Consider the following 24042-nt stretch of genomic DNA (forward strand, 5'->3'; position numbering starts at 1 on the left):
TGAAAGTTAAATTTAATAAATTACTGGTTTTCCTTGTACAGTCGTTCAAGTTCTTTATATCGGGCAGTAACGCTCAAAGCGTTTAAGTAGCAAATTACAATTCCTTTTCTACCGTCTAAAATGCCAAGTCGAATCAAATATTGGTAGAGGAAATTATAAATAGAATGTCCATAATAATGAAACACAGTAGGTTTAAAGCCACTTTGGTATTTTTCTCTGGCTTTCAATTTGCCGTATGTGATCATCTTTTTCTTGTACGATTCATAATCAGCATAGGAGTAGTGAATCAGGCGATGTTTGAAATAAGTGATTTTGCCATCCACGTCTAGTTTTTCATGGACCAGACGTTTGTGAGTATATCTGCACTTGTCCTTCTTGAATAACCTAAAAATTCGGTCGGTCTGCCAGCCGCTGAACCGCAAAACTTTCTTTTTAAAGTAAAATTTTCGGTAAAACAGATAAGCGCTAATTTCTTGATTTTGCGAAACGGTTTCAATTATTTCTGCTTTTAGTGCAGGAGTCAAACGTTCGTCGGCATCAATAAATAAAATCCAATTATTTTTGGCTTGATCAATTGCAAAATTTCGCTGCGACGTATAATTCTCAAATTTATTGACTACAAATCGGACATTTGAAAACGATTCGCAAATTGATTTTGTCTGATCCGTACTCATGGAATCAATAACGATTACCTCATCAGCAAACTCTAAGTCGCTCAGTAACTCGTACATATGCGCTTCCTCGTTCAAGGTGATGATTAAAACCGATATTTTTTCGTGTGGTTGCAATTCCATTAAGTAGGATATATTCAACAAATATAAATTATTTACTATTTTTGCAATGGAATAATTGAAAAAAAAACATGAAAATTTCTGTAATAGTAAGTACGTACAATGCCGAAAAGTGGTTGGAGAAGGTTTTGATTGGATACAGTTGTCAAACATATAGTGATTTTGAAGTCATTATTGCAGACGATGGTTCTCGTGAAACTACCAAAGAATTGATTGATAAATATGCAGCAAATTATCCCGTTCCTTTAAGACATTTGTGGCACGAAGATCAAGGATACCGTAGACAAGAACTACTGAACATCGCCATTGTTGAAGCTAAAAACGAATACATTTTGATGACCGATGGTGATTGTATTCCCCGAAAAGATTTTGTAGAAGTTCATGCAAAAAATGCACAACGAGGACGTTTTTTATCTGGAGGTTATTGCAAACTTAGCATGAAAGTAAGCGAAGAAATTACTAAGGATGATATTCTTGCCGAAAATTGTTTTGACGTAAAATGGCTTAAAAGCAAAGATAAATTGGGCTTTTCGCAAACACTTAAACTTTCTAGTGATGGCGTTTTAGGAACTATTTTAGACACAGTAACGCCAACTAATCCTTCGTTTAACAACTGTAATTCGTCTGGTTTTAGAGACGATATGATTGCAATAAACGGTTATGATGAACGAATGAAATATGGTGGTCCAGATCGTGAATTTGGCGAACGCTTGGAAAACAACGGAATTAAAGGAATGCAAATTAGACACAAAGCCATTTGCCTTCATTTAGATCACGCACGCGGTTATAAAACACCAGAATCATTAGCTGCAAATTTGGCTATTCGTTCAGATGTGAAAAAGCAAAACAGCGTTTGGACACCGTACGGAATTGTGAAAGAGGAAAAGAAAGCTTAATTTTTTAAATAGTTTTCTAACGAGGGAGTGATTAAGTCAGGCGTGAAACTTTGATACAAAGTCATCGCTTCTTTTTTCATTTCCTTTGGTGATTTTGAACCGTATAATTCAGGTTTGAAATCTTTTAAATGCACCGACACATTTCTAGTTCCGTCCTCAAAGGAGTTCCAAGCTTCTTTTTTAATCCAGGTTGAAAAAATGGTAAAAGTAGGAATATTTAGTGCTTTTGCCATATTTACCGCGCCACCTTCGTTTCCAATTAAAGCGTGGCAGTGGTGCGTGATGGATAGAAATTCTCGAATACTTCCCGGAACAACATCTATTTTAATGTGGTTTTGTGTTTCTTTTTGACACAAGTCAAATATAGCTTTTGCCTCTTCAATTTGAGAGGGCATGTAATTAAATAAAAGCGTTGCATTTGTTTTTTGAACAATATTGTCAAGCACTTTTGCCATATATTCCAGCGGATAGGTCTTTGATTTGCCACTTCCAAGGACGCCAATCATGAAAACTTTTTTAGAAAAATCGATGTGGTGTTTTAATAAAATACTTCTACCGATTTCTATTTCATTTTCCGTCAAAAAAATCTTTGGTCTGAAATCAAAATCAGTTTGATCTGAAACAGCTTTGACCAAATTGATGCGGTTTTCCAAAGCGGTTCCTGCATTTGTTAAAGGTGTTGGGATTTCCTTAATTGTTTTGGTATACAGAAAATTAGAATACGACTTATGAAATCCAATCTTAGTTTTTGCATCAGAAAAAGCAACCACTAGATTACTTTCCAATTTACCATACGCGTCAAAAACCATATCGTAGCGTGACTTTCGTATGGAAATCAGAAATTTTAAAAATGCTTTTTTGCTTTCTCGATATTCGTCTTTAAATAAGATGAGGTGGTCAATATTGGGATTGTTTTCTACAACAGGCTTTGTAAAAGGATAAATTAAATAATCAATTTCCGATTCGGGATACAGCGTTTTCAAGTTGTTGCAAATAACGCTACTTGCCAAAACGTCGCCTATCATTTTCTGTTGAATAACCAATATTTTCATAGGTCAAAACTACTTAATTGAAATGAGTTATACTATACTTGGATTTGATTATTTAAGGCAATTTATTTTATTTTTTAAAATTAATAGTAAATATTGTATCGAGTTTTCAACAGATCTTGGCTAAGATTCAGTACGTGTGTCAGCATAAATCGTTGTGTCAAAATTCACAAAAATGGCATCTGTTGGTGAACGTCTTATTTTGAATAAGCGCCAGAAGAATATGTTAATTCGTAACTGTGGGTGTAAATTTCAAATACAATTCCGAAGGGATCTTCTACATAGCACATTTTAAAGGGTTTGTCGTTTGGATAATAAGCTCTGATGGGCATTCTTTGCTTTCCGCCATAGTGCACAATAGTTGCTATCAGTTCTTCAATATTGGGATCCTGTACGGAAAAGTGAAAAAGTCCGGTGTTAAAAGGATTAAATTCTGGTGCTTCTTTAACGCCATTAGGAAAGCTGAACAATTCAATTCCAATACCATCTGACGTTGCTAAATGAGCAATTTCAAATTCTGTCCAGTCCGTTCCAAAAACGTCAATGCACATTTGTCCAATGGCAGTTTCCGTTTCTTTTTTGACTGTGGAAGGTTCCATAATTACATACCATCCCATTACTTCTGAGTAAAATTTGACCGCTTCATTTATATTTGGAACGGTTAACCCAATGTGCGAAAAGGATTTTGGATAATTTTTATTTGTTTTCATAATTTTTATTTTGGATTACAAATTTAGATTATATTTGTCTTAATAGCAATAACTTACCATTTGGTACTATACATACTAAAAGGGGTAAAATAATGATTATCAATACTATATTTTTTAAATTTTGGAAAAAGAAAACATTTGCCCATTGAATTATACGATGAATTTGATCGGGACAAAATGGAAACCGTTGATACTATTTCACTTATTGGAAGGCGAGTTGCGATCTGGCGTTTTACAGAGCAAAATTTTAGCAATTTCAAATAAAATGTTTACGCAGACGGTAAGAGAATTAGAGAAAGATGGACTTATTCTTAGAAAAGTCTATCCAGTGGTTCCTCCCAAAGTAGAATATAAATTAAGTACAAAGGGTAAATCCTTAGAACCTATTTTGAGAAGTTTAGACGATTGGGGTTTAAACAACATGTAGAAATAAATTGAACTAAAGATCTAGTTTTTTTTAAAAGACGAATGATTACAACTTTTTACATTGTAATTGCAAAGCAAAAAATAGAGTGGCGCTCTTACTATTTTTGATTTTAATTAATGAATTTCTGGGATTTAGTTAGTAGTAAAAGTTAAATAAATTGCGATTTGAAACCTGAATAAAATGCAATCTTTTCATGCACTGTTTTTTACATTAACTTTTTATTGAAGAAGTTCTAGTCGCTATAAATTGTAGCCTTATTTATGAAGCTCAAAGCCCAAAAGATAAAAAGAAGCCTTAAGCCGTTAAGTCAGCCCCGATAGAAGAGAAAATCCTTATGTCCCGGGGTTCGGGACATAAGGATTGCAACGGATAGCGGGAATAGGGTTTAATAGAAGCACTAATGACGTGCTCCAAAAAAATCTTAAACTGCTACGTCATATTCTCTCAAAGCGTCGTTTAGACTTGTTTTTAAATCGGTAGAAGGTTTGCGTTTTCCGATGATCAATGCACAAGGCACTTGGTAGGAACCTGCAGCAAATGTTTTGGTATAGCTTCCAGGAATTACCACTGAACGAGCGGGAACAATTCCTTTCATTTCAATAGGAGTTTCGCCGGTTACATCAATTATTTTTGTAGAAGCGGTAAGACAAACATTAGCACCTAAAACGGCTTCTTTTTCTACACGTACACCTTCTACAACAATACATCTGGATCCGATGAAAGCACCGTCCTCAATAATTACGGGTGCGGCTTGAAGTGGTTCTAAAACGCCTCCAATTCCAACACCGCCTGATAAATGTACGTTTTTGCCAATTTGAGCACAACTTCCAACGGTTGCCCAAGTATCTACCATGGTTCCTTCGTCTACGTAAGCACCGATGTTTACGTAACTTGGCATTAAAATTACACCTTTAGAAATGTAAGCTCCGTGTCTTGCCACAGCATTGGGTACCACTCGAATTCCTTTTTCAGCGTATCCTCTTTTCAATGGAATTTTATCGTGGTATTCAAAAATTCCTGCTTCTAAAGTTTCCATTTTTTGAATAGGGAAGTATAAAACAACTGCTTTTTTAATCCACTCATTTACTTGCCAACCGTTTTCTGTAGGTTCTGCTACACGTAACTTTCCTTGGTCTAGTAAATTAACAACTTCACGGATTGCCGTAGTAGTTTCAGATTGTTGCAACAATTCGCGGTTTTCCCACGCTTGTTCTATAATGGACTGTAAGATTTTCATGTTTTTAAATTTTACTACAAATATAAGGTTTTGAAGAGTTCAGGAAAATATTTTATTGGGTTTATGAAAAAGGCAAATACACTAATATAAATTTTTTAATTTTTTTTTCTTTTGCGTAAGATAAATTCTATCTTTAGTGCGCTAACGATTCAATAGTAAAAGCGCAAAATGAATAAATTGACTAAGATATTTAACCTCCACGATGGAGAGGACGACAGAGAGAAGACGCTGGAAATTATCAAGAAAAACATTGATTTTACAGGTGCAAACTTATGGATTCTGGCCTGTGCTATTATTGTAGCTTCGGTGGGCCTGAACGTCAATTCTACAGCCGTAGTAATTGGGGCGATGTTAATTTCGCCATTAATGGGGCCTATTGTTGGAGCAGGTTTCGCATTAGGCGTTTACGATTTCAATTTGTTAAAAAAGTCCTTGCGCAACTTGGCTTTATCCACCATTATTGGATTGGTGTTTTCTACTTTGTATTTTTATATCAGTCCTTTTAAAGATGTGCAGTCGGAAATCTTGGCACGAACCACGCCTAATATTTACGACATTTTAATTGCCTTTTTTGGAGGAATTGTAGGTGTTATTGCGGTAACACGTGTTGAAAAAGGTAATCCAATTCCCGGAGTGGCCATTGCTACAGCTTTAATGCCGCCACTTTGTACCGCGGGTTTTGGATTAGCCACTGCCAATTGGAGTTACTTTTTAGGAGCCATCTACCTTTATTGCATTAACTGCGTATTTATAGGAATTGCAACGTTCTTAATTATTAAATATTTAAAATACGCTCCTAAAAAACAGGTCGATGAAAAACAGCAAAAGCAAGTGCGTTACATCATCACGGGTTTGATACTGGTAATGCTGGTTCCTAGTGCTTATTTGGCTTACAATTTATACATCGAACAACAACTTAAGAAAAATATCGAACTGTTTATTCAAAATGAATTTGTTGAAAACGGCCATACTATTGTCTATAAAAGAACCGATTTGAACAAACAAAACCGGGAAATAGAATTGGGATTTTTAACGAAACGCTTTGATAAAAAGGAAATTGATCTTTACAATAAGAAACTAAACAAGTACCATATTTCAGATACTAAGTTGGTCATTTTACAAGACAGTACGGATCGTTTACTGACGATGAAAGGTGATATTTTAAATGAAATTAGAGGCAGTCAGAAGGTAGACGACCGTGATATTAAAATTGCGAAGTTGGAAAATGAAATGGCGCTTAATCGTTTTGACGATGTCAATATCTATAGCGAATCTAAGATTTTGTTTCCAACAATTGCTAAATTTTCAATTGCCAACCATACTGTTTTAATGGAAAAAGACAGCACCTTTAAAGAAACGGTTGTCATCATTTCCAGCGAAAATCCACTATCTGAAGAAGAGAAAACCAAATTTGAATTGTGGTTGAAAACCAAATTAAAACTGAAACGCATTCAAGTGTTGCAGGATATTCAGCCTAAAATTGTACCAACAAAAAAACTCAAGTAATGCACTTGAGTTTTTAGTTTTTTTATTTAGAAACGCTTATTTGTATACTCGAGTTACTTTATCAATTCCGTCAATCTTCTTAATATTGTCGCTTAGTTTCTTTAAAATGGTAATGTTCTGCACAATAACCACAACTTGACCTTTAAAAATACCCGCTTCCGAACTTAAGGAAATGCTTTGAATATTGACGTGCATGTTGCTGGAAATAACTTTGGTTAATTCATTTGTCAATCCCAAACTGTCCATTCCTGTGATGTCCAACATCGCCTTAAATTCTTGTTGAGACGAGTCAATCCATTTGGCTTGAATAATGCGATACGCATAATTGGATTGCATGCTAATGGCATTGGGACAATCTTTTTTGTGCACTTTGATACCTTCATTTATAGTGATAAAGCCAAAAACATTGTCACCCGGAATGGGATTGCAACAAGCAGAAAGTTTATAATCCAACTTGTCCTGCTCTTTCCCGAAAACCAGCATGTCGTAATTACTACTGATTTCATCTTTATGAATGTGTTCAGGCGATGCGGTTGGAGCACGTTTTATTTTATTCTTGAAGAAATTCATAAAGGAATTACTTTTCAGCGAAGCAAATTCCTTCAATTGTGCATTGTCAATAGAGCCAATTCCCGCCCTGAAAAATAAGTCTAAACTGGTTTTTAGTTTAAAAAAACTAACCATTTCGTTGACAGTCGTTTCATTGAAAGCAATTTTCAAATGACGCAATTTCCGGGTCAATAATTCCTTTCCTTCTTCTGCAACTTTCTTTGTATCCTCGTTAAGAACATTTTTAATTTTGGTTTTGGCACGAGAAGTAGTCACATAATCCAACCAGTGCGAAGTTGGTTTTTGATTGGAAGATGTAATAATTTCTACCTGATCACCGCTTTTCAATTCGTAATTCAGCGGTACCAATTTTCCGTTTACTCGTGTCCCACGTGTGGTAATTCCGATCGCTGAGTGAATGCTAAAAGCAAAATCCAATGATGTAGCACCTTTGGGAAGCGATTTGATTTCACCTTTTGGTGTAAAGACAAAGATTTCTTTGGAATACAAATTCATTTTAAAATCTTCAACAAAATCAACCGCGTTGGATTCCTGATTTTCTAACGCTTCTTTTAAAAGATTCAGCCAAACGTCCAATCCGCTTTCTTCGGTAGCACCTTGCTTATACTTATAATGTGCAGCATAACCTTTTTCGGCAATTTCATCCATTCGTTCACTTCGAACTTGTACTTCTACCCAACGTCCTTTTGGTCCCATAACGGTAATGTGCAACGCTTCATAACCCGTAGATTTTGGCGAAGAAATCCAGTCCCGTAACCTACTCGGACTCGGACGGTAGTGATCCGTAACAATTGAATAAATTTTCCATGCCACAAATTTCTCTTGACTCGGGTCGCATTTGTATACAATTCGAAGCGCAAATTTGTCGTACACTTCATCGTAGCTTACGTTTTGCGCTTTCATTTTTCGCCGAATCGAGTAAATCGATTTTGGGCGGCCTTTAATGACGCAATCAATTTCTTCGGATTCTAATGATTCCCGAATAACCTCAGAAATGGTCTTGATGTACTCATCTTGTTCCTCTTTTGTTTCCTTGATTTTGCTTACTATATCATTGTAAACTTCCGGTTCCGTATATTTTAAACCTAAATCCTCTAATTTCGTTTTAATGTTGTAAAGTCCCAAACGGTGGGCAAGTGGTGCATAAATATATAAGGTTTCAGAAGCAATTTTCATTTGCTTATAATCCGCCATAGATTCCATCGTTTGCATATTATGCAATCGGTCTGCCAGTTTTATCAAAATTACCCGAACATCGTCATTTAGCGTCAACAGCATTTTCCTAAAATTTTCCGCTTGAAGCGAAATATTCATGTCTTTTTGCACTTGAGAGATTTTGGTCAAACCTTCTACAAGTTGCGCAATTTTACTGTTGAATTTTTTCTCGATATCTTCCACAGTGATGTCCGTATCTTCCACTACATCATGCATCAGAGCTGCTGCAATGGAACTCGGACCCAAGCCAATTTCAGACGCAACAATTTTGGCCACGGCAATGGGATGAAAAATATAAGCTTCACCCGATTTTCTCCGCACGTCCTTGTGAGCTTCCACCGCTAAATCAAAAGCATCTCGGATTAATTTCTTGTCAACATCCGTCAGTGTTTGGTAACTAATACGCAATAATTCCTTGTACTCTTTTGCAATTGCTTTGTTCTCTAATTCAATCTCAACTTCTGTCATAAACCGTTTTCTAGTTTAGTTAAAATTAGAATTAAATATTGGATTGTGCAAACAAATACACCTTTTATACAGAATGCAAAAAAGGTCTATTGAATGCAAAATAAAGTACCAATCTGAAATTTTTTTAAAATAATTATTTTTTGGGCGTTCCCTTTTCTGGTCAAAAAAGACGTATTAAAATCAACTGTTTTCAAGACCAGAAAAGGTCGCGTCTTCCGCTGTATCTTTTGTTGAGTCGCGTCCATAAAAATGACGCAACTCTTCAAAAGGATGCCGCTGCAACCGCTAACGCAAACCCGTTGTTAATTGATGCAATTCATTTTTTTCATAACATCTTATTATTTCATTTCCCAATCGATCTTTCTGGAAAAATACATCACAATTCCTAAAATCAAGAACAATCCGATGCTTCCTACTAACAAGGCGTAATTTTCCAACTGAATAATGACGTAAATAAAAGTATACAAAGAGGCCAATGCCAAACCTATAAAAAGTGAAAATTTCATACTTTTTAAAATTGAAAGTGTATACAAAAATAGCATGGCTATTACAGCGAAAGTAGCAGTTGCGTAGGCAATAGAAAACGTGGAGTGTTCCGTAATGGAAATTAATAGAGTATAAAAAAGTACTAAAGCCAATCCAATCATTCCGTATTGAAATATGTGAATACTGATTTTACTAATGGTTTGAATCAAGAAGAAAATTAAGAAAGTCAACCCAATCATTAGAAATCCGTATTTGGAAGCCCGCTCATTTTGTTGGTATTGGTCCACGGTTTCAATTAATTTGACGCCAAATAAATACTCGTCGAGTTGAGGTAATGTTTCCGTATATTCTTGTGAAAACGGTCGGTTGACTTGTGAAACCGTCCAATCGGCATGAAAGCCGTTTTCCGTAATTGATTTTGATTTAGTATTGGCAGAAAAGATACCTTCAAAACTTGGGTTTTGCCAATCTGAATCAATGGAAACCGTTGTGGATTTTCCAACAGGCGTAAATTTTACCGAGTTGCTTCCGTTGTATTTCATCTGGAATTTAAACGGAAGGTTTTCAAGGTCTTTTACTGCAAATACTTCAGATTCCAAATTATCGAAGTATTTATCGGAATTGGCTCTGGACTCAAAAGTTAAAGTAGTGTCGCCGACTTTTAAATTTAAATCACCTTTACTGCTTTTTAAATTTGTGGTTTTAACCAAAATGCTTGCTTGATCCCACATGACATTGGCTTCGTCAATTTGCAATTTTTTAAAATTGGGTTTTGAAAACGCACCTTGAACATTAATGTCTGTGGAAAATACCACTACATTATATAAACCTCTTTTTAAAGAACTGTCTTTTTGAATAGTTGTTTTGAAATCAGCTTTTTCTGGAAAAAAATAAGCGTGATCAATGGATTGCGTCGTACTGATTTCTTGCTTGTTGTTGGTGGGATTTAAAAGGGTTGTGGTGATGTAAATTTTGTACGGTACTTTAAGAATGGGGCCGTAAATATGTACATCGGTTCCCCAAGATTCGGTTACTTCGGTTACTACATTTTGTTTTCGGTTAGCACGCTCGGTAATTAAACTTTGCACGTAAGAAAGCGGAATCAATAAGAAAAGTGCTAACAAACCTACCATAATAATTTTAGCTGTGGTGGTTTGATAAAAAGGAATTTGTTTTTCAGTTTCCATAATAAGTAATTTAAGTTAAAGGTTTTTTTAATTAAAAATGATAAAAATATAAAGTGCGGCAATTGGAATATTTGCAAGAACAGTAAGGATTTCTTCAGTTGTTTTTGGATTGGTTGAAGGTGCTTTAAATGCTTTTCGGATCAAGTACAACAGTGTGATGAAATTTACTAGAACGGCCAACAAGACGAAGAAAAGCCCAAAAACGAGTAAGTCAAATTGATTATGATATATGAATTGACTAATAAATAACAGTGTTCCAATAACAAAGGAAAACAGCGCAATTTTGATAGGAAGGGAAAGTGTTTTTAGCATTGTAATTGCATTTTATAAATTAAAAGTACTTTGAATTTCAAAGTAAGTAGACAAATTTTTTTTAGTTAAGACTTTTGGATCAATTTTTCAAGTGCTTCAATGTGTTCCTGAAAGGCTTTTTTTCCTAGCTTTGTGGTCATGTATCGTGTATTGGGTTTTTTGCCAATAAATTGTTTTTCAATGGCAATATAATTCTCAGCTTCTAAGGCTTTAGTATGGCTAGCAAGATTTCCATCGGTCACGCCAAGCAATTCTTTGAGCATGTTGAAGTCGGCAAACTCATTCACCATCAACACCGACATAATGCCGAGTCGAATGCGATGATCGAACGCTTTGTTTATATTTTGGATGATATTTTTCATTATTTTCTTTCGTATTTAAAATACATCATGGCGCCGTAAAAAATGTGGCACACGCCAAATCCCAACGTCCAAAATAATAAACCATATCCAATAAACCAAAGCGAAAGAAATGCGAGTAGAAGTAATGTTAGTCCTAAATACCGAACATCTCCAACAGTATATTTACTGGCGTTGATACAAGCTAAACCGTAAAATACAAGTGTCAGCGTTGCGATCAAAGAAAATTGACTTTTCTCAATCAAATACAAGATTAAAACGCCACCTGTAACTAGCGGAATTAGGAAATTGATAATCAAACGTTGAGAGGATTGGTCCCAAATTTTCTCACCTTCCACCTTTGCTTTTTTAACGGTCAGAAAAATACCAGTGATAATGGAGAGTGCCACAACGCTTGAAGCTATTATTAAAAGTTTATAAACGGCATATTCTGAAATTACCAATGACTTATACGAACCCATTTCAGCTCCGTCAAAATAAATAGTCCTGTAAGCGAAGTAAGCGCCAATCAAGGCATAAACACCAGCTAAGATTCCAGACAAACCACTTAACGATATAAACCGCGAGGAACGATTCATCATGTTTCTGATTTCGGAGATGTCATTTAAATATTTATTTGCTTCCATTTTAAAGTACTTTGAATCGCAAAGTAAATGCAATAAAATGATTTGAACTAATTTTTAGGAAACTATTTTTTATTACTTAATTTCAAAGTTGCGTAAAATCAATGATTTTAAGATAAAACGATATGAGAAAGGAAGAGTATTGTACTTACTTTATTTAGAATTACACGATTATATAAATGTGTTTATGACTTTTTAAATTCAAGCAATATTATTTCACAAGTCAATAACGTGCCATTTGATATAAGAACTACAAGAAAAATTAGCACAAAAAAAAATCGCTTTTCAAGTTGAAAAGCGATTTCTATTATGAAGTATAATAATTAAATTCTGAAAATTCCTCCTACAGCAATAATGCGTTGAAAAAATGTAAAGTGTTGCGAAGCGCTGTCGTCTGCACTTTGAGTTGTTCGAATATCGGGCATGTTGATGTATCCACCTTTTAATTCGCCTTGGATGTAAAAATGCTTGAAAAAGGTGATATTTAAGCCTGCTTTTGCCGAAACACCCCAACCTGAAATATGAAAATCATCGTGGCGTTCTTTACCTAACAAAGTGGTATTGGTTTTAGGATATAAAACACCAGCTCCTAAACCTTCGGTAATGTTGATTTGGATTTTATCCGTATCGGTAATTTGAAACAGTTTAGAAATATCGTCAAAACGCGACACTTCGGTATGCACATAATTCAATCCATCTGTATGCTCGTATTGTAAAAACTCTTCGGTAAGAAAAACTTGACCATTAGGCAATGTTTCTCCATAAGTGCCTGCATTTGTATACGTTCCAGAATAATCCACCGCTTGGTTTTGGTACATCACGTATTTCATGTGATCCACTCCTAAAGTGATGCTGTACTTGTCAGAAATAAAATAGCCCAATCGGAAATTGGTTTGCGGAATGGTCATTCTTGCCGGATTTACATAATCAATATGCCATCCTTTGGGCTTGTCTTGCGCTTTTACATCGTAAAGTGTAAAATCATAATCCGCACCTTTAAAACGAATATCAGATTTGGAATAACTTTCTCGATTTCCTCCCCACGAAACAAAGAATTTACCTTTGTTATGAGCCGTATATTTTTCAGGATTTGTGCCTAAATCTTGGGCAGAAACCAATGATGAAAAACTACAAAAAGTCAATGCAATCAATGCTAATTTTGTTTTCAAAACTTAAATTTATGTGTATTAAAATTTGCGAACCGTTTGTCTAATGGCAACTAATTTTTTCATTAAATCTTCAAAGTAATCCAAGTGCAACATATTGGCGCCGTCACTTTTTGCATTTGCTGGATCAAAATGAGTTTCTATGAAAATTCCGTCTACGCCAACAGCAATTCCCGCTTTTGCAACAGTTTCTATCATATCTGGACGACCACCCGTTACACCAGCCATTTGATTGGGTTGTTGCAAAGAATGGGTCACATCTAAAACGGTTGTTGCATATTGCTGCATTGTAGGAATTCCACGGTAATCTACAATCATATCTTGGTAGCCAAACATGGTTCCACGATCGGTAACCATTATGTTTTGGTTGTTGCAATCCAATACTTTTTGAACGGCGTGCTTCATACTTTCCGGACTCATAAATTGTCCTTTTTTCAAGTTGACTACTTTTCCCGTATTTGCAGCAGCCACAACTAAATCAGTCTGACGTACTAGAAATGCTGGGATTTGTAACACATCCACATATTCAGCAGCCATTGCAGCGTCTTCATTGGTGTGAATATCTGTTACGGTAGGAACATCAAAAGTTTCGGATACTTTACGTAAAATCTTTAAGGCTTTCTCGTCTCCAATTCCTGAAAAACTGTCAATTCGGGAGCGGTTTGCCTTTTTAAACGAACCTTTAAATACGAAAGGAATTTGAAGATGATCAGTAATACCAATTAGTTTTTCGGCAATTCGAAGCGCCATTTCTTCACCTTCAATGGCACAAGGACCCGCTAAAAGGAAAAAATTATCACTTTCTAAATGTTTTATTTTTGGTATATGTTGTAAGTCCATAGAGTAGAATTTTAATTTTGCAAAGATAGTTAAGTATTGCCAAAGATATGGGGAAGATTGTGCTAATGTTTAAAACTGGATTGGTGGATATTTAGCGCTTTTAAAATGGCATATTTTTGTGAACGACATTTACGTTCTGGAAGTGCAAACGGATAAATGATTTTTTAATAAAAAAATTATTTTGAAACAAAAATGGTTGCTTTTTAAAAAGCCAAAAGTTTAAAAGAAACCAAAAGATTGTTTTATTATCCCTGACCGGAAGGAGCATCCTTTTTTAAAACTGATGGCGCTTAGCCAGCGGTATTAAAAAAGAGGCGGAAGGAGGGCAGGTTTATGGTATAAAGAATGCCAAAAGCCGTGATCCCAATTAAAATATTTTTAATCCGAAACCTTTAGGTGCTTGAATAAAACCTTTTTCGTAGATGTTTAAGTACAATGTTACAGGCGTTTTTTGTCCCTGCCATTTGACTTCGTAAATATCCAACAAGGCTGCTCCTGATGCTGATTTTTTAGAAGGAAAGGGGCAACATATACCTACTTTTTCATAAAAAATTTGTTCGCCATTGGGTCCTGTCAAGGCGTTAAAAAAACGTTTTTGGTTGATGGAATCATTTGCAGTGTTGAGGTGAAAGAGATTAATAGGATAATCTTTATCATAGCCATACTTTTCATCCGTTGCACGTTCTTTTATTATAAATGCATTTTGTTCATTCACGATTAAATACGGTGCCGAATCGTCTACATTTTTTAAAGTGGACTTGGTGCTGATGCAGGAAATACATAAAAAACTGAAACTGATGAGGATTGCAAAATGAGTTTTCATAAAAATTATTTTTTAACTTTAGTTTGCAAAAATAAAGCCACAATAGCAGAAAGTACAACGCCAAATGAAAGTGTGGAGAAGACGTTTTGCAAGATGTAACTTGAAAGATTAAAGTAATTGGTTGCCGTTTCTAAAGAATTTCCCTTTGATACCGAATATGCAATCATGTTTGGGAAAAATTCTGGTGCAATGGCTTTATGGAAAATGATTTGACAAAATGGAGTCAAAATAGCCATGACGATGGTCAAGAAAATACCCGTAGTACAGCCTTGTTTCCAACTCATCTCTCCTTTAAAGAAGTCGTTTTTCTTTTCTTTAATCGCGACATAATATAAAAAAGCGGTGATGAAAAGAAACAGCAAGGAGTAAAGCGCATGATCGCTGATTTTTGCTTCATAATAGCCGCTGCTTTTTTCGATAAAAAGCCACAGAATCCATATAAAGGCGTATCGAATTCCCCATTTAATTTCTGTTGCAAATTTCTTCATTATATAAAACGATTTTAGTGACGCAAAATTAAACCATTATTTTAAACTCACTGCTTTTACCACTAAAAATGATTAATATTCTTACTTTTGCACAAATTTTTTTTAATGGACTATTTATATACAACATGGCCTTGGTACATTTCTGGTTTTATAATTGGAATGATCATGCTTTGCCTGAATTATTTTGGAAAAGTTTTTGGAATGTCATCCAATCTTCGAACGCTTTGTACAATTGCAGGAGCGGGAAAGCACGCTGACTTTTTTAAATTTGACTGGAAAGCACAACGTTGGAATTTATTGGTGGTGTTTGGTGCAATGTTAGGCGGCTTTGTAGCCGTTCATTTTATGAGTGATGCTTCAAACGTAAGTTTAAATCCTGCAACGGTTGCGCAACTTGCTGAATTGAATATTGATGCTCCTGAAGGCAAAATAGCTCCTGATGCACTTTTTGGCAACGCTGTATTTCAATCGCCTAAAATGATAGCGATCTTAATTATTGGTGGAATTCTTATTGGATTTGGCTCACGTTACGCAGGAGGTTGTACTTCAGGACATGCTATTTCGGGATTGAGTAACCTGCAATTGCCTTCATTAAAAGCGGTAATTGGCTTTTTTGTGGGTGGTTTAGTGATGGTACATTTCTTATTGCCCTTGATTTTTTAGCAAGGAATGGATTGGGTTTTCTGATCGAATCGCTCTTTTATTTTTAAATTACAAAACACATTAGAATGAAATATTTAAGATATATACTTGTTGGATTTATTTTCGGCATTGTTTTAACCAAGTCGGAGGCCGTTTCTTGGTACCGCATTTATGAGATGTTCCAATTTCAATCGTTTCACATGTATGGAATTATTGGTGTAGCGGTAATTACAGGAATTGTGGGCATCCAATTAATAAAACGTTTGAATGTTAAGGACATTGATGGTAATCCAATTGTAATTGTTCCGAAAGAGTCAGGATCGGCACGCTACTGGATTGGCGGTGTGTTTTTTGGACTGGGATGGGCTTTAGTTGGTGCATGTCCCGGACCTATTTTTATACTTTTGGGTGCTGGAATTTTGCCGACCATTTTTATATTAATTGGCGCATTGGTGGGAACTTATATTTATGGACTGTTGAAAGATAAGTTGCCTCACTAAAAATAATAGTTAGACCTTGTTCTTATCCCTTCATGACTGTAAAAGATGTAGAATTACGTTCCACTAGTTAGTATACATTAAATATTCGTGCTTAGAAAGTAGTAACTTTAAAAGCATAAAACGTAAGAATGTAAGAGGCAAAGTAAGTTACCTTGCGTTTTAAATAGTAAAACCTAAAATTAAAAAAAATGAAAAAGATTAAAGCAATAATGTTCGCCTTTGTTTTGGCTGGAATGACTGTAGTATCATGTAGTAGTGACGATTCTGGACCTGCTCCAATGATTGAAGGAAAGTGGAATCCAATTAAGACGGTAACTAAAGTTGGAACTGCAGGAAGCCAATCGCAAAATTACGCTGGAAATGAGCCAGGTTGTGATAAGGATTATATCGAATTTGTAGGAACTTCTAGCGGAAATTTAAGAGATGTTGTCTTTTTTAAAAATGCACAAAATTCTTGTACAGAGGATGAAGGTACAGCTGCAACATGGAGTAAGTCAGACAAAATTTTAAATGTAAATGGCGGAAATTTTGATGGAGATTTTACAATTACAAAATTGTCAAATTCTGAATTGATAATTGAAAGTACATCCAATATTGCTGGTCAAGATCTAGTTGTTAAGTACTACTTTAGAAAAGCCTAAAGTTCCAAGTTTAAAACCTAAAAAAAACCTCAAATTAATTATTTAATTTGAGGTTTTTTCTTTTATACTAATTCAGCGCTTAATCCAGCTTCTAAAAGCAATGAGCATTGCGGTTTGAGTTTTTCAAAAGATCCGGTTTTAACCGTACATTTTCCTTTATAATGTACTAAAATAGCACATTGTTCTGCTTGAATTGTTGTATGATCACAAATGGAAACCAGCATTTCAATAACATGATCAAATGTGTTTACATCGTCATTGTATAACACGATTTGATTATTATGATCTACCGATTCCGCTACTAAAACTTCTTCTTGTATTTTTTCTATGGTACTCATTTTTGATGCTTTGGGTAAAAGGTGTTTTCTATGTAGATTGTTTTAAATTGAAATAACAGCTTAATAAGTAATTTCAAATTCTACTGCTAATTTACGTATTTTAGGGAAATCCAATTGTTTCTTTCCAGTTTTTTAGCAAATAGTAAACCTTTCTCTACACAAGAAGCATTAATGGCGTCAAAATCCTCTGAGTAAAATCCGCTTAAAAATAACATTCCTTGTGGATTTAGACAATCTACGTAAGCTTGCATGTCATTCAATAAGATATTGCGGTTGATATTTGCAATGATCACATCGTATTTTTTACCTTCCAATAAGGCTGCATCACCTTCGTAAACAGAAATTTTAGAACAGTTGTTTCGTTCTGCATTTTCAATGGAATTCAGGTAACACCAATTGTCAATGTCAATAGCGTCAATAGGTTCTGCACCTTTCATTTCTGCTAAAATGGCTAAAATGGCAGTTCCGCAACCCATGTCCAAAGTTTTTAATCCGCGAACATCAGTTTCCAATAAATGTTGAATCATCATGTGCGTCGTTTCATGATGTCCTGTACCGAAACTCATCTTCGGTTCGATAATAATGTCAAATTCTGCTTTTGTTTTCGGATGAAAAGGAGCACGAACGTGGCAAATATGGTCTACATCAATGGGTTCAAAATTCTTTTCCCATTCTTCATTCCAATTGACTTGATCAATTTCTTCCATGGTATATGAAACTGTAAATTCTGGAGAATTCAAAATTTGAATATCTTCTAAAATAGCAGCGGTCCACAAGTCTTTTTGCACATAAGCCACCACGCCAAAATCACTTTCGATGAAACTTTCAAAAGCTTTTTCGCCCAGTTCTGCAATTAATATTTCTGAACCTAACTCTTTGGGTTCAACCGTAAAATGATATCCAATATAGATGTTTGACATAACCTTAAATTTTTGCAAAGGTAACATTATCGTAACATATCGCGGTTGAAATTAATGCTAAGTTTGCATCAAAATTACAATTTAATTAAATGAAAAAATTAATACTCCTTTTAGCTCTTTTATTTGGTTGGAAAAATCAAGCGCAAGTAAGTATCACACAGTCAAAGGATGACAATGATTTAAAGCTGTCCACTTTACCTTATTACAGTTATGGAAAAGGGTTGGGGTTGACTTCGCCCGATAGTTTGTTTCAGCTCAATATTAGATTTCGAATGCAAAATAGAGTAAGCTATTTTAAAAATGAAGGTGAAGATGCAGAATACGACGGGCAAATCAGAAGGTTGCGTTTGCGATTTGACGGTTATGTAGGTAATCCTAAATTTCTATATGCCATTCAGCTTTCTTTTGCTCCCGGCGATGTTGGTGAATTGCAAGAGGGTGAAAACATAAATATCATTCGAGATGCCGTAGTTTTTTATCGACCAAATAAACATTGGAATTTTAGTTTTGGTCAGACCAAACTTCCGGGAAATAGGCAACGTCTTAATTCTTCTGGAGCATTGCAACTCACAGACCGTTCTATAAATAATGCAAAATTTACAATTGACAGAGATTTTGGTTTCCAAGTGCATAATTTAAATGAATTTAAAGAGCACTTCTCGTACAATTTTAAAGGAGCTGTTTCTACGGGTGAAGGAAGAAATATTACAGGAAAATCGGATGATGGAGTTGCTTTAACAGGTAAAGTTGAACTTTTTCCATTAGGAGCTTTTGGCAAAGATGGGACTAATTTTGAAGGTGATTTGGTCCGCGAACCAAAACCCAAATTGATGTTATCCGGTGCTTTTCAGCAAAACAATAATTCGCAACGCACACAAGGTCAGTTGGGTACTGCTTTATTTGATAAACGAACTACGAAATCGGTTATGCTGGATGCCATGGTCAAATACAACGGTTGGTCTGCTATGTCAAGTTACATGTCTCGTTCGGCAACTGATAATCCATTGACTTTCAATCCAGCAGATGTATCCGATTTTAACTATGTATATGTTGGAAATGGATTTGATTACCAGCTGAGTTATTTATTTCAAAACGATTATGAACTTATAGGTAGATATTCCATACAACACGTAAATGAGGCAATTCAAGCATTTGCACCACATGCAAAGCAGTACAGTTTGGGTGTAACCAAGTACATTTGGGAACATACGTTTAAATTGCAAACAGAACTTACTTTTGACACATTGCGTTACAGCGGTGGACCTTCCACTAATGATTGGTATTTGAGGTTTCAAGTTGAAATTGGAATCTAAGTACAGTACCATTGCAACTTCATAAATCAACTATTACAATTTTAAAACAACTAACAGTGATTTTGTTAAACTAGGCAAAATTGTGATGGATTCCTTTGCGGTATTGGTTTTAAAAGATATTTTTACGGCAGTTAATTAAACCTTATATTTTTATTATGAAAAAAATCTTTTTATTTCTTGCCGTAGCAAGTACAACAATGTTCGTTTCTTGTTCAGATGATGATGAGAACTCAACAGACAAAAATGCTGCAACTTCAATCGTATTGGCTGCAAATGTAGCTTCTATTGAAGTAGGTCAGTCGGTAACTTTTACTGTAACAGATAACAATGCCTTAGTAGTTACTGGTTCTTCTACAATTTTAGCAAACAATGTTGAAATTAATGGTGCAACTTTTACACCAACAGCTGCTGGATCTTACGCGGTTAAAGCAGTACACACAAATTCTAATGATGTTGCTTTGGAAAGTAATACAGTTACTATTACAGTTACTGCAGTTCCAGTAGCAAGTAATTCAGTAATCGTTGGTACTACATCTTACGTAACTGATAATTCAATTTTGTACTACTTGGGTACAACAGCAGAAAACAATAATGTATTTGTTGCTAATGCATACAATGTTGTAGTTGATGGAGAGGATGAAACTTATCCTAATGATACTTACATCTACTTCACATCTGCTCAAGTTGGAACTACAACATTAACTTTACCTACAGTTGGAGCTTATGCTTTTGGAACTGATGCACAAAGTATGAAAGCTATTGACGCTAATCTTATTGTTAATGACGATGTAATCTTGGCTACAGAAGTTACTACTAACGCTTCAATGAATTTATCAGCACTTGTAGCATCTGATGCTGCTCAAACTTGGACATATACTTATTCAGTACTTATGGCTGATAATACTACTGTAAAAGGTGAGTTCCACGGAGACTTTGGTTTTGTTAATCAATCAACTCCAGCAGCTAAATCTAAAATGATCAACAAAGTTTCTAATGCACAAATCAAACAAAACTTGAAAAGAGTTATGTCTTTGAAAAAATAATTTTAAGCAATTAAAATTCAAACCCGATTGTGAAAGCAGTCGGGTTTTTTTATGTCCAAAACAAATTACAAAAAGTATAGATTACTCAATGTCTAGAATTGGTTTTGTGATGTCAAATAGTATTGAAAAACAACACATTTAATTTACGCTTCTTTAATTCTTCTTCAGTTTTGTAAGGGGAAAATTCTAGGTTCAATAGTTTTTTTTTTTTTTTGATATCAGGTTCTCTGCAGTATTGGAAAAATGTATAGACTACAGCTTAGCTATTTCTAAGCGAAATCAGTCGAGTTTAGGAAAATGATCTCAATCAAATTATCAGTAAAAGATAGAATTTGACACCTACATTATTTCAGTTTAAGTAATAGCTAAAGAGTATATATAGTGTTTTTGCTTCACTTTGACACAAAAAAAACCACTCGAAAGTGGTTTAAGATAAATAGTAGATTTTTTTTAAGTAGTTTTCTTCTTGTTCATCTTCATGTTTAGCATTTCAACAACTAGAGAAAAAGCAATGGCAAAGTACAAATAGCCTTTTGGAACCACGCCAACTGTTTCTCCAACTAAAGTCGCTTCAGATAAATGCATACTTTCAGTAATCAACATAAATCCAATTAAGATCAAGAAAGCCAAACCTAAAATCTGAATGGATGGATTTGCGTTGACAAAGTTTCCAACAGGTACGGCAAACAACATCATAACAGCAACCGAAATGACAACAGCGGTAACCATAATATAAAGAGCACCTTCTACACCATTGGTCATACCTACAGCAGTTAAAATGGAGTCTACAGAGAAAATGAGGTCAATCAATAAAATCTGAAAAATGACATTTCCAAAAGATTTTGTCGCGCTAGCTTTTAGAGTAACTTCTTCATGGCCTTTATGATCCACTTTTTCGTGAATTTCCTTAGTGCTTTTATAAATTAAGAATAATCCACCCAACAATAATATGAGCGCTTGTCCTGTAATATTTCCGCTAAACCAGCCAAAATCAAAAGAAAATAAGGGTTCTTTCATGGCGATCAATACGGTGATTCCAAATAATAATCCAATACGCAAGAACATTGCTAAGAACAATCCAATACGAGTAGCACGTTTTCGTTGTTCAACGGGCAATTTTCCAGTAACAATTGAAATGAAGATGATATTGTCAATTCCTAAAATGATCTCTAGAAAAGTCAATGTCAATAAGGCAATCCATGCATCCGGCTGTAAAAATACTTCCATAGAAATTAAAAGATAATTAAGAGTTTAAAAGGTCAAATTCCTGTGTAAAAGTACATTTTGGGCTAAACTATTTTGTTAATGAAATCAGAATGTTTTAGGGAAATACCGAGATAATTTTGAAATAGATTGCACTAATTTTTACGAATTAAAAAGTATATCTGGAACATTGGCCACGGTTTCAACCGTGGTGCACAAATTCCAAATAAAAAAATGTCCGCAAAGCGCGAACATTTTAATTAGTCTGTTAGTTTAATAACCGTTCCGGTCTGTTTTTCGGGACTTCCCACCACATTGAATTCAAACATATAGCTGTCTTCAGTAGTACTTAAAATCTTAATTGAAACGGCTTTTTGTTCTGCCCTATTTTTTGGATTGATTTTCTGAATAATGTATTCACAATCGTTGATCCAGCGAATGGAGGAAGTGTCTGTTTTACCTTCATACGTATCGATTTCTTGATTTTCGGTTCGGATAAATGTGGTGCTCTTTTTTACACCATCCACCTCAAGTTCAAATTTAAAAGTTCCTGTTTTAAAAGAGGTACAGTCGCGCTGCGGTGTTTCAAAGCAGGAAGAAAGAGCAAGAAGTAGAAATAAAGGAATTAATTTTTTCATAATATAGGGTTCACTAAATAATTTTGATATCGTATTTTTCCAGTAAGCCTGGAATGCCATTTAAGCTGAATCGTGCTTTTTTTAATAGATTAAATTGAGGATCGATCTGAAAGTTTGTTGCCGTAGTAAAATTACATTCACTTAGATCAGTATCGTTGAAAATAGTTCCTGATAAATCGCATTTCTCAAAATCAGATTGTTTCAATTTGGCACCTACAAAAGAAACTTCTTTCAAACTAGATGCAACAAACTTTGTCTTGGGCATTTTCTTATTTGCAAAAGAGGCAAAGTCCAATACGCAATTCTCAAAGCGAACTTGAAACAGAAAGTCATCGCAAACGTGGAAGGCAATCCCTAATAATTTGCAATTTGTAAAAGTAACATTCTTTAAGCTTGAACCTGATAATTCCAACATCGATAAGTTACAATCCACAAATTCGCAGTCCATAAAAGTACTGGACACGAAAGCAGTATTTGAAAAATCGCAGTTTTGAAACACACAATTTTCAAATTCACGGGAGGCCACTTTTTGTCCGGTGTAAATTACTTTTTCAAATGTTTTATGCAGGTGAATTAAGTCCTTCATTCGGATTTGAATAAGCTATTTGTAATTTTTATCAAACCTTTAAATGCAAGAAATACACCGCCAATACACATGGCAATTCCTACAATTAAAATGGCCCAATGCAAAGGCTGTTGCTTGTTGATAAACGCAAAATGAATCACGGCTGGACCAATGAACATTAATGGTAAAGCACCTGCCATAAATACAATTCCGCGGTTTAATACTTCTTTATTTGTTGCCATAAATTTATATTTTTAAAAATGCGTTAACTGCATTTCGGACACTTCCGTTTTCTAAAAGTAAGATTTTTGCGTCAGCATGAGATACATTTATTTCTGCTAGAATCATCTGAATACCACGTTCTACAAGCTTGTCATTACTTAATTGCATGTCCACCATTTTATTTCCTTTCACTTTTCCCAAACGAATCATTATGGCGGTTGAAATCATGTTCAAAACTAATTTCTGTGCTGTTCCTGCTTTCATTCTAGAGCTTCCGGTTACAAATTCAGGACCAACAATTACTTCAATTGGAAATTGTGCCGTTTGCGAAAGTGGACTTCCAGCGTTGCATGAAATACTGCCTGTAACAATTTTGTTTTCGTTGCATTTTTGTAATCCACCAATAACGTAAGGAGTTGTTCCCGATGCGGCAATTCCAATTACGACGTCTTTTTCTGAAATATTATGCTGCTGCAAATCAATCCAAGCTTGTTGGGTATCGTCTTCGGCACGTTCCACCGCTTTTCGGATGGCCAAATCGCCTCCAGCAATAATTCCGTTGACCAAGTCAAATGGAACGCCAAAAGTAGGCGGACATTCTGAAGCATCTAAAATTCCCATTCTTCCTGAAGTTCCTGCTCCAATATAGAACAACTTGCCGCCATTTTGTAATTTAGATACAATTTGGGTAACCAAAACTTCAATTTGAGGCAATGCTTTTTGCACGGCAAAAGGCACGGTTTGATCTTCTTGGTTGATGTTGAAAAGCAAATCGGCAACCGACATCTTCTCAAGGTCTTTAAAGGCAGAGGATTGTTCAGTAGTTTTTATGAATGTCATTCGTATAATCGATTAAATTTCGAA

The 24042-nt window shown here is 35.0% G+C and carries 28 protein-coding genes; 8 read left to right on the top strand and 20 right to left on the bottom strand.

Annotated elements, in window-relative coordinates:
* Positions 1-20 precede the first annotated feature (20 nt).
* Positions 21-815, bottom strand: coding sequence for a glycosyltransferase family 2 protein (locus tag H602_RS0109700; RefSeq protein ID WP_342663494.1), 795 nt, complete (start codon positions 813-815; stop codon positions 21-23).
* Positions 816-862: 47 nt separating this feature from the next.
* Between H602_RS0109700 and H602_RS0109705 the strand changes: the two genes are divergently transcribed.
* On the top strand, positions 863-1687 hold the full coding sequence (locus tag H602_RS0109705; RefSeq protein ID WP_026977813.1) for a glycosyltransferase family 2 protein: 825 nt from the start codon (positions 863-865) through the stop codon (positions 1685-1687).
* Here the strand turns inward: H602_RS0109705 and H602_RS0109710 are convergent.
* Together H602_RS0109710 and H602_RS0109715 are read right to left on the bottom strand one after the other, a co-directional pair.
* Positions 1684-2739, bottom strand: a complete 1056-nt coding sequence (locus tag H602_RS0109710; RefSeq protein ID WP_026977814.1) for a glycosyltransferase family 9 protein — start codon at positions 2737-2739, stop codon at positions 1684-1686. The genes H602_RS0109705 and H602_RS0109710 overlap by 4 nt on opposite strands.
* Before the next feature lie 194 nt (positions 2740-2933).
* The gene (locus tag H602_RS0109715; protein WP_026977815.1) at positions 2934-3446 is read right to left on the bottom strand and encodes a VOC family protein; all 513 of its coding nucleotides are present in this window, start codon (positions 3444-3446) and stop codon (positions 2934-2936) included.
* Between the two features lie 157 nt (positions 3447-3603).
* Between H602_RS0109715 and H602_RS0109720 the strand changes: the two genes are divergently transcribed.
* A complete protein-coding gene (locus tag H602_RS0109720; protein WP_035759406.1) occupies positions 3604-3873 on the top strand; it encodes a winged helix-turn-helix transcriptional regulator in 270 nt (89 codons plus the stop codon).
* Between the two features lie 421 nt (positions 3874-4294).
* Here H602_RS0109720 and H602_RS0109725 read toward each other — a convergent pair whose 3' ends face one another.
* Entirely contained in the window at positions 4295-5110 is an 816-nt protein-coding gene (locus H602_RS0109725) for a 2,3,4,5-tetrahydropyridine-2,6-dicarboxylate N-succinyltransferase (RefSeq protein WP_026977817.1), read from the bottom strand.
* 168 nt (positions 5111-5278) lie between these two features.
* On the opposite strand from H602_RS0109725, the gene H602_RS0109730 reads away from it, so the two are divergent.
* Positions 5279-6616: a TIGR00341 family protein gene (locus H602_RS0109730; RefSeq protein WP_026977818.1), complete on the top strand. Its 1338-nt coding sequence runs from the start codon at positions 5279-5281 to the stop codon at positions 6614-6616.
* A gap of 36 nt (positions 6617-6652) precedes the next feature.
* On the opposite strand, the gene H602_RS0109735 is transcribed toward H602_RS0109730, so the two are convergent.
* The 9 genes from H602_RS0109735 to H602_RS0109780 all read right to left on the bottom strand — a co-directional run bounded on the left by H602_RS0109735 (position 6653) and on the right by H602_RS0109780 (position 15153).
* Positions 6653-8869 (bottom strand): RelA/SpoT family protein, encoded by a 2217-nt coding sequence (locus tag H602_RS0109735; RefSeq protein WP_026977819.1) that lies wholly within the window; start codon positions 8867-8869, stop codon positions 6653-6655.
* 338 nt (positions 8870-9207) lie between these two features.
* Positions 9208-10542, bottom strand: coding sequence for a cell envelope integrity protein CreD (gene creD, locus H602_RS0109745; RefSeq protein WP_026977820.1), 1335 nt, complete (start codon positions 10540-10542; stop codon positions 9208-9210).
* Between the two features lie 27 nt (positions 10543-10569).
* The gene (locus tag H602_RS0109750) at positions 10570-10854 is read right to left on the bottom strand and encodes a hypothetical protein (protein WP_026977821.1); all 285 of its coding nucleotides are present in this window, start codon (positions 10852-10854) and stop codon (positions 10570-10572) included.
* Between the two features lie 65 nt (positions 10855-10919).
* Positions 10920-11216, bottom strand: coding sequence for a winged helix-turn-helix domain-containing protein (locus tag H602_RS0109755; protein WP_026977822.1), 297 nt, complete (start codon positions 11214-11216; stop codon positions 10920-10922).
* The gene (locus H602_RS0109760; protein WP_026977823.1) at positions 11216-11839 is read right to left on the bottom strand and encodes a hypothetical protein; all 624 of its coding nucleotides are present in this window, start codon (positions 11837-11839) and stop codon (positions 11216-11218) included. Before H602_RS0109760 ends, H602_RS0109755 begins: the two co-directional genes overlap by 1 nt.
* 320 nt (positions 11840-12159) lie before the next feature.
* Positions 12160-13005 carry a hypothetical protein gene (locus H602_RS0109765; RefSeq protein WP_051224358.1) on the bottom strand — a complete coding sequence of 282 codons (846 nt, stop codon included), beginning with the start codon at positions 13003-13005 and terminating at the stop codon, positions 12160-12162.
* A gap of 18 nt (positions 13006-13023) precedes the next feature.
* Complete coding sequence (kdsA, locus tag H602_RS0109770) at positions 13024-13842, bottom strand: 3-deoxy-8-phosphooctulonate synthase (RefSeq protein ID WP_026977825.1); 819 nt, start codon at positions 13840-13842, stop codon at positions 13024-13026.
* Between the two features lie 367 nt (positions 13843-14209).
* On the bottom strand, positions 14210-14665 hold the full coding sequence (locus H602_RS0109775; protein WP_026977826.1) for a hypothetical protein: 456 nt from the start codon (positions 14663-14665) through the stop codon (positions 14210-14212).
* A 5-nt stretch (positions 14666-14670) separates the two neighbouring features.
* Positions 14671-15153 (bottom strand): DUF4199 domain-containing protein, encoded by a 483-nt coding sequence (locus H602_RS0109780; protein WP_026977827.1) that lies wholly within the window; start codon positions 15151-15153, stop codon positions 14671-14673.
* 105 nt (positions 15154-15258) lie between these two features.
* Here H602_RS0109780 and H602_RS0109785 point away from each other — a divergent pair, with 105 nt between their 5' ends.
* The 3 genes from H602_RS0109785 (at position 15259) to H602_RS0109795 (ending at position 16936) form a co-directional block, all read left to right on the top strand.
* Complete coding sequence (locus H602_RS0109785) at positions 15259-15816, top strand: YeeE/YedE family protein (RefSeq protein WP_026977828.1); 558 nt, start codon at positions 15259-15261, stop codon at positions 15814-15816.
* Between the two features lie 65 nt (positions 15817-15881).
* A complete protein-coding gene (locus tag H602_RS0109790; RefSeq protein WP_026977829.1) occupies positions 15882-16295 on the top strand; it encodes a DUF6691 family protein in 414 nt (137 codons plus the stop codon).
* Between the two features lie 188 nt (positions 16296-16483).
* Positions 16484-16936, top strand: coding sequence for a lipocalin family protein (locus H602_RS0109795; protein ID WP_026977830.1), 453 nt, complete (start codon positions 16484-16486; stop codon positions 16934-16936).
* A 62-nt stretch (positions 16937-16998) separates the two neighbouring features.
* Here the strand turns inward: H602_RS0109795 and H602_RS0109800 are convergent, their stop codons facing one another.
* The gene (locus H602_RS0109800; RefSeq protein ID WP_026977831.1) at positions 16999-17274 is read right to left on the bottom strand and encodes an ATP-dependent Clp protease adaptor ClpS; all 276 of its coding nucleotides are present in this window, start codon (positions 17272-17274) and stop codon (positions 16999-17001) included.
* A gap of 86 nt (positions 17275-17360) precedes the next feature.
* Positions 17361-18194, bottom strand: coding sequence for a 50S ribosomal protein L11 methyltransferase (prmA, locus tag H602_RS0109805; protein WP_026977832.1), 834 nt, complete (start codon positions 18192-18194; stop codon positions 17361-17363).
* An 89-nt stretch (positions 18195-18283) separates the two neighbouring features.
* Between prmA and H602_RS0109810 the strand changes: the two genes are divergently transcribed.
* On the top strand, positions 18284-19507 hold the full coding sequence (locus H602_RS0109810; protein ID WP_026977833.1) for a porin: 1224 nt from the start codon (positions 18284-18286) through the stop codon (positions 19505-19507).
* Positions 19508-19662: 155 nt separating this feature from the next.
* Positions 19663-20550: a hypothetical protein gene (locus H602_RS0109815; protein ID WP_026977834.1), complete on the top strand. Its 888-nt coding sequence runs from the start codon at positions 19663-19665 to the stop codon at positions 20548-20550.
* 450 nt (positions 20551-21000) lie between these two features.
* On the opposite strand, the gene H602_RS0109820 is transcribed toward H602_RS0109815, so the two are convergent.
* From H602_RS0109820 to murQ, 5 genes are all read right to left on the bottom strand, one after another.
* The gene (locus H602_RS0109820; protein ID WP_026977835.1) at positions 21001-21777 is read right to left on the bottom strand and encodes a TerC family protein; all 777 of its coding nucleotides are present in this window, start codon (positions 21775-21777) and stop codon (positions 21001-21003) included.
* Between the two features lie 236 nt (positions 21778-22013).
* Complete coding sequence (locus H602_RS0109825; RefSeq protein ID WP_026977836.1) at positions 22014-22391, bottom strand: hypothetical protein; 378 nt, start codon at positions 22389-22391, stop codon at positions 22014-22016.
* Positions 22392-22404: 13 nt separating this feature from the next.
* Positions 22405-22977 carry a pentapeptide repeat-containing protein gene (locus H602_RS0109830; RefSeq protein WP_026977837.1) on the bottom strand — a complete coding sequence of 191 codons (573 nt, stop codon included), beginning with the start codon at positions 22975-22977 and terminating at the stop codon, positions 22405-22407.
* A complete protein-coding gene (locus H602_RS0109835) occupies positions 22974-23198 on the bottom strand; it encodes a DUF6095 family protein (protein WP_026977838.1) in 225 nt (74 codons plus the stop codon). The genes H602_RS0109830 and H602_RS0109835 overlap by 4 nt, the downstream gene beginning before the upstream one ends.
* Positions 23199-23202: 4 nt before the next feature.
* Positions 23203-24018 (bottom strand): N-acetylmuramic acid 6-phosphate etherase, encoded by an 816-nt coding sequence (gene murQ, locus H602_RS0109840; RefSeq protein WP_026977839.1) that lies wholly within the window; start codon positions 24016-24018, stop codon positions 23203-23205.
* Positions 24019-24042 lie beyond the last annotated feature (24 nt).

This window comes from Flavobacterium tegetincola DSM 22377, assembly GCF_000425485.1.
Lineage (GTDB): Bacteria > Bacteroidota > Bacteroidia > Flavobacteriales > Flavobacteriaceae > Flavobacterium > Flavobacterium tegetincola.

What these genes read in the sequence shown, in the direction of transcription:
- H602_RS0109730 (WP_026977818.1), top strand. Translation starts at nt 5,279, where the DNA reads ATGAATAAATTGACTAAGATATTTAACCTCCACGATGGAGAGGACGAC.
- H602_RS0109705 (WP_026977813.1), top strand. Translation starts at nt 863, where the DNA reads ATGAAAATTTCTGTAATAGTAAGTACGTACAATGCCGAAAAGTGGTTG.
- creD (WP_026977820.1), bottom strand. Translation starts at nt 10,542, where the DNA reads ATGGAAACTGAAAAACAAATTCCTTTTTATCAAACCACCACAGCTAAA.
- H602_RS0109760 (WP_026977823.1), bottom strand. Translation starts at nt 11,839, where the DNA reads ATGGAAGCAAATAAATATTTAAATGACATCTCCGAAATCAGAAACATG.
- H602_RS0109820 (WP_026977835.1), bottom strand. Translation starts at nt 21,777, where the DNA reads ATGGAAGTATTTTTACAGCCGGATGCATGGATTGCCTTATTGACATTG.
- H602_RS0109750 (WP_026977821.1), bottom strand. Translation starts at nt 10,854, where the DNA reads ATGCTAAAAACACTTTCCCTTCCTATCAAAATTGCGCTGTTTTCCTTT.
- H602_RS0109825 (WP_026977836.1), bottom strand. Translation starts at nt 22,391, where the DNA reads ATGAAAAAATTAATTCCTTTATTTCTACTTCTTGCTCTTTCTTCCTGC.
- H602_RS0109800 (WP_026977831.1), bottom strand. Translation starts at nt 17,274, where the DNA reads ATGAGTACCATAGAAAAAATACAAGAAGAAGTTTTAGTAGCGGAATCG.
- H602_RS0109780 (WP_026977827.1), bottom strand. Translation starts at nt 15,153, where the DNA reads ATGAAGAAATTTGCAACAGAAATTAAATGGGGAATTCGATACGCCTTT.
- H602_RS0109720 (WP_035759406.1), top strand. Translation starts at nt 3,604, where the DNA reads ATGAATTTGATCGGGACAAAATGGAAACCGTTGATACTATTTCACTTA.
- H602_RS0109815 (WP_026977834.1), top strand. Translation starts at nt 19,663, where the DNA reads ATGAAAAAAATCTTTTTATTTCTTGCCGTAGCAAGTACAACAATGTTC.
- H602_RS0109795 (WP_026977830.1), top strand. Translation starts at nt 16,484, where the DNA reads ATGAAAAAGATTAAAGCAATAATGTTCGCCTTTGTTTTGGCTGGAATG.
- H602_RS0109725 (WP_026977817.1), bottom strand. Translation starts at nt 5,110, where the DNA reads ATGAAAATCTTACAGTCCATTATAGAACAAGCGTGGGAAAACCGCGAA.
- H602_RS0109835 (WP_026977838.1), bottom strand. Translation starts at nt 23,198, where the DNA reads ATGGCAACAAATAAAGAAGTATTAAACCGCGGAATTGTATTTATGGCA.
- H602_RS0109715 (WP_026977815.1), bottom strand. Translation starts at nt 3,446, where the DNA reads ATGAAAACAAATAAAAATTATCCAAAATCCTTTTCGCACATTGGGTTA.
- H602_RS0109790 (WP_026977829.1), top strand. Translation starts at nt 15,882, where the DNA reads ATGAAATATTTAAGATATATACTTGTTGGATTTATTTTCGGCATTGTT.
- H602_RS0109755 (WP_026977822.1), bottom strand. Translation starts at nt 11,216, where the DNA reads ATGAAAAATATCATCCAAAATATAAACAAAGCGTTCGATCATCGCATT.
- H602_RS0109735 (WP_026977819.1), bottom strand. Translation starts at nt 8,869, where the DNA reads ATGACAGAAGTTGAGATTGAATTAGAGAACAAAGCAATTGCAAAAGAG.
- H602_RS0109830 (WP_026977837.1), bottom strand. Translation starts at nt 22,977, where the DNA reads ATGAAGGACTTAATTCACCTGCATAAAACATTTGAAAAAGTAATTTAC.
- murQ (WP_026977839.1), bottom strand. Translation starts at nt 24,018, where the DNA reads ATGACATTCATAAAAACTACTGAACAATCCTCTGCCTTTAAAGACCTT.
- H602_RS0109785 (WP_026977828.1), top strand. Translation starts at nt 15,259, where the DNA reads ATGGACTATTTATATACAACATGGCCTTGGTACATTTCTGGTTTTATA.
- H602_RS0109810 (WP_026977833.1), top strand. Translation starts at nt 18,284, where the DNA reads ATGAAAAAATTAATACTCCTTTTAGCTCTTTTATTTGGTTGGAAAAAT.
- H602_RS0109710 (WP_026977814.1), bottom strand. Translation starts at nt 2,739, where the DNA reads ATGAAAATATTGGTTATTCAACAGAAAATGATAGGCGACGTTTTGGCA.
- prmA (WP_026977832.1), bottom strand. Translation starts at nt 18,194, where the DNA reads ATGTCAAACATCTATATTGGATATCATTTTACGGTTGAACCCAAAGAG.
- kdsA (WP_026977825.1), bottom strand. Translation starts at nt 13,842, where the DNA reads ATGGACTTACAACATATACCAAAAATAAAACATTTAGAAAGTGATAAT.
- H602_RS0109775 (WP_026977826.1), bottom strand. Translation starts at nt 14,665, where the DNA reads ATGAAAACTCATTTTGCAATCCTCATCAGTTTCAGTTTTTTATGTATT.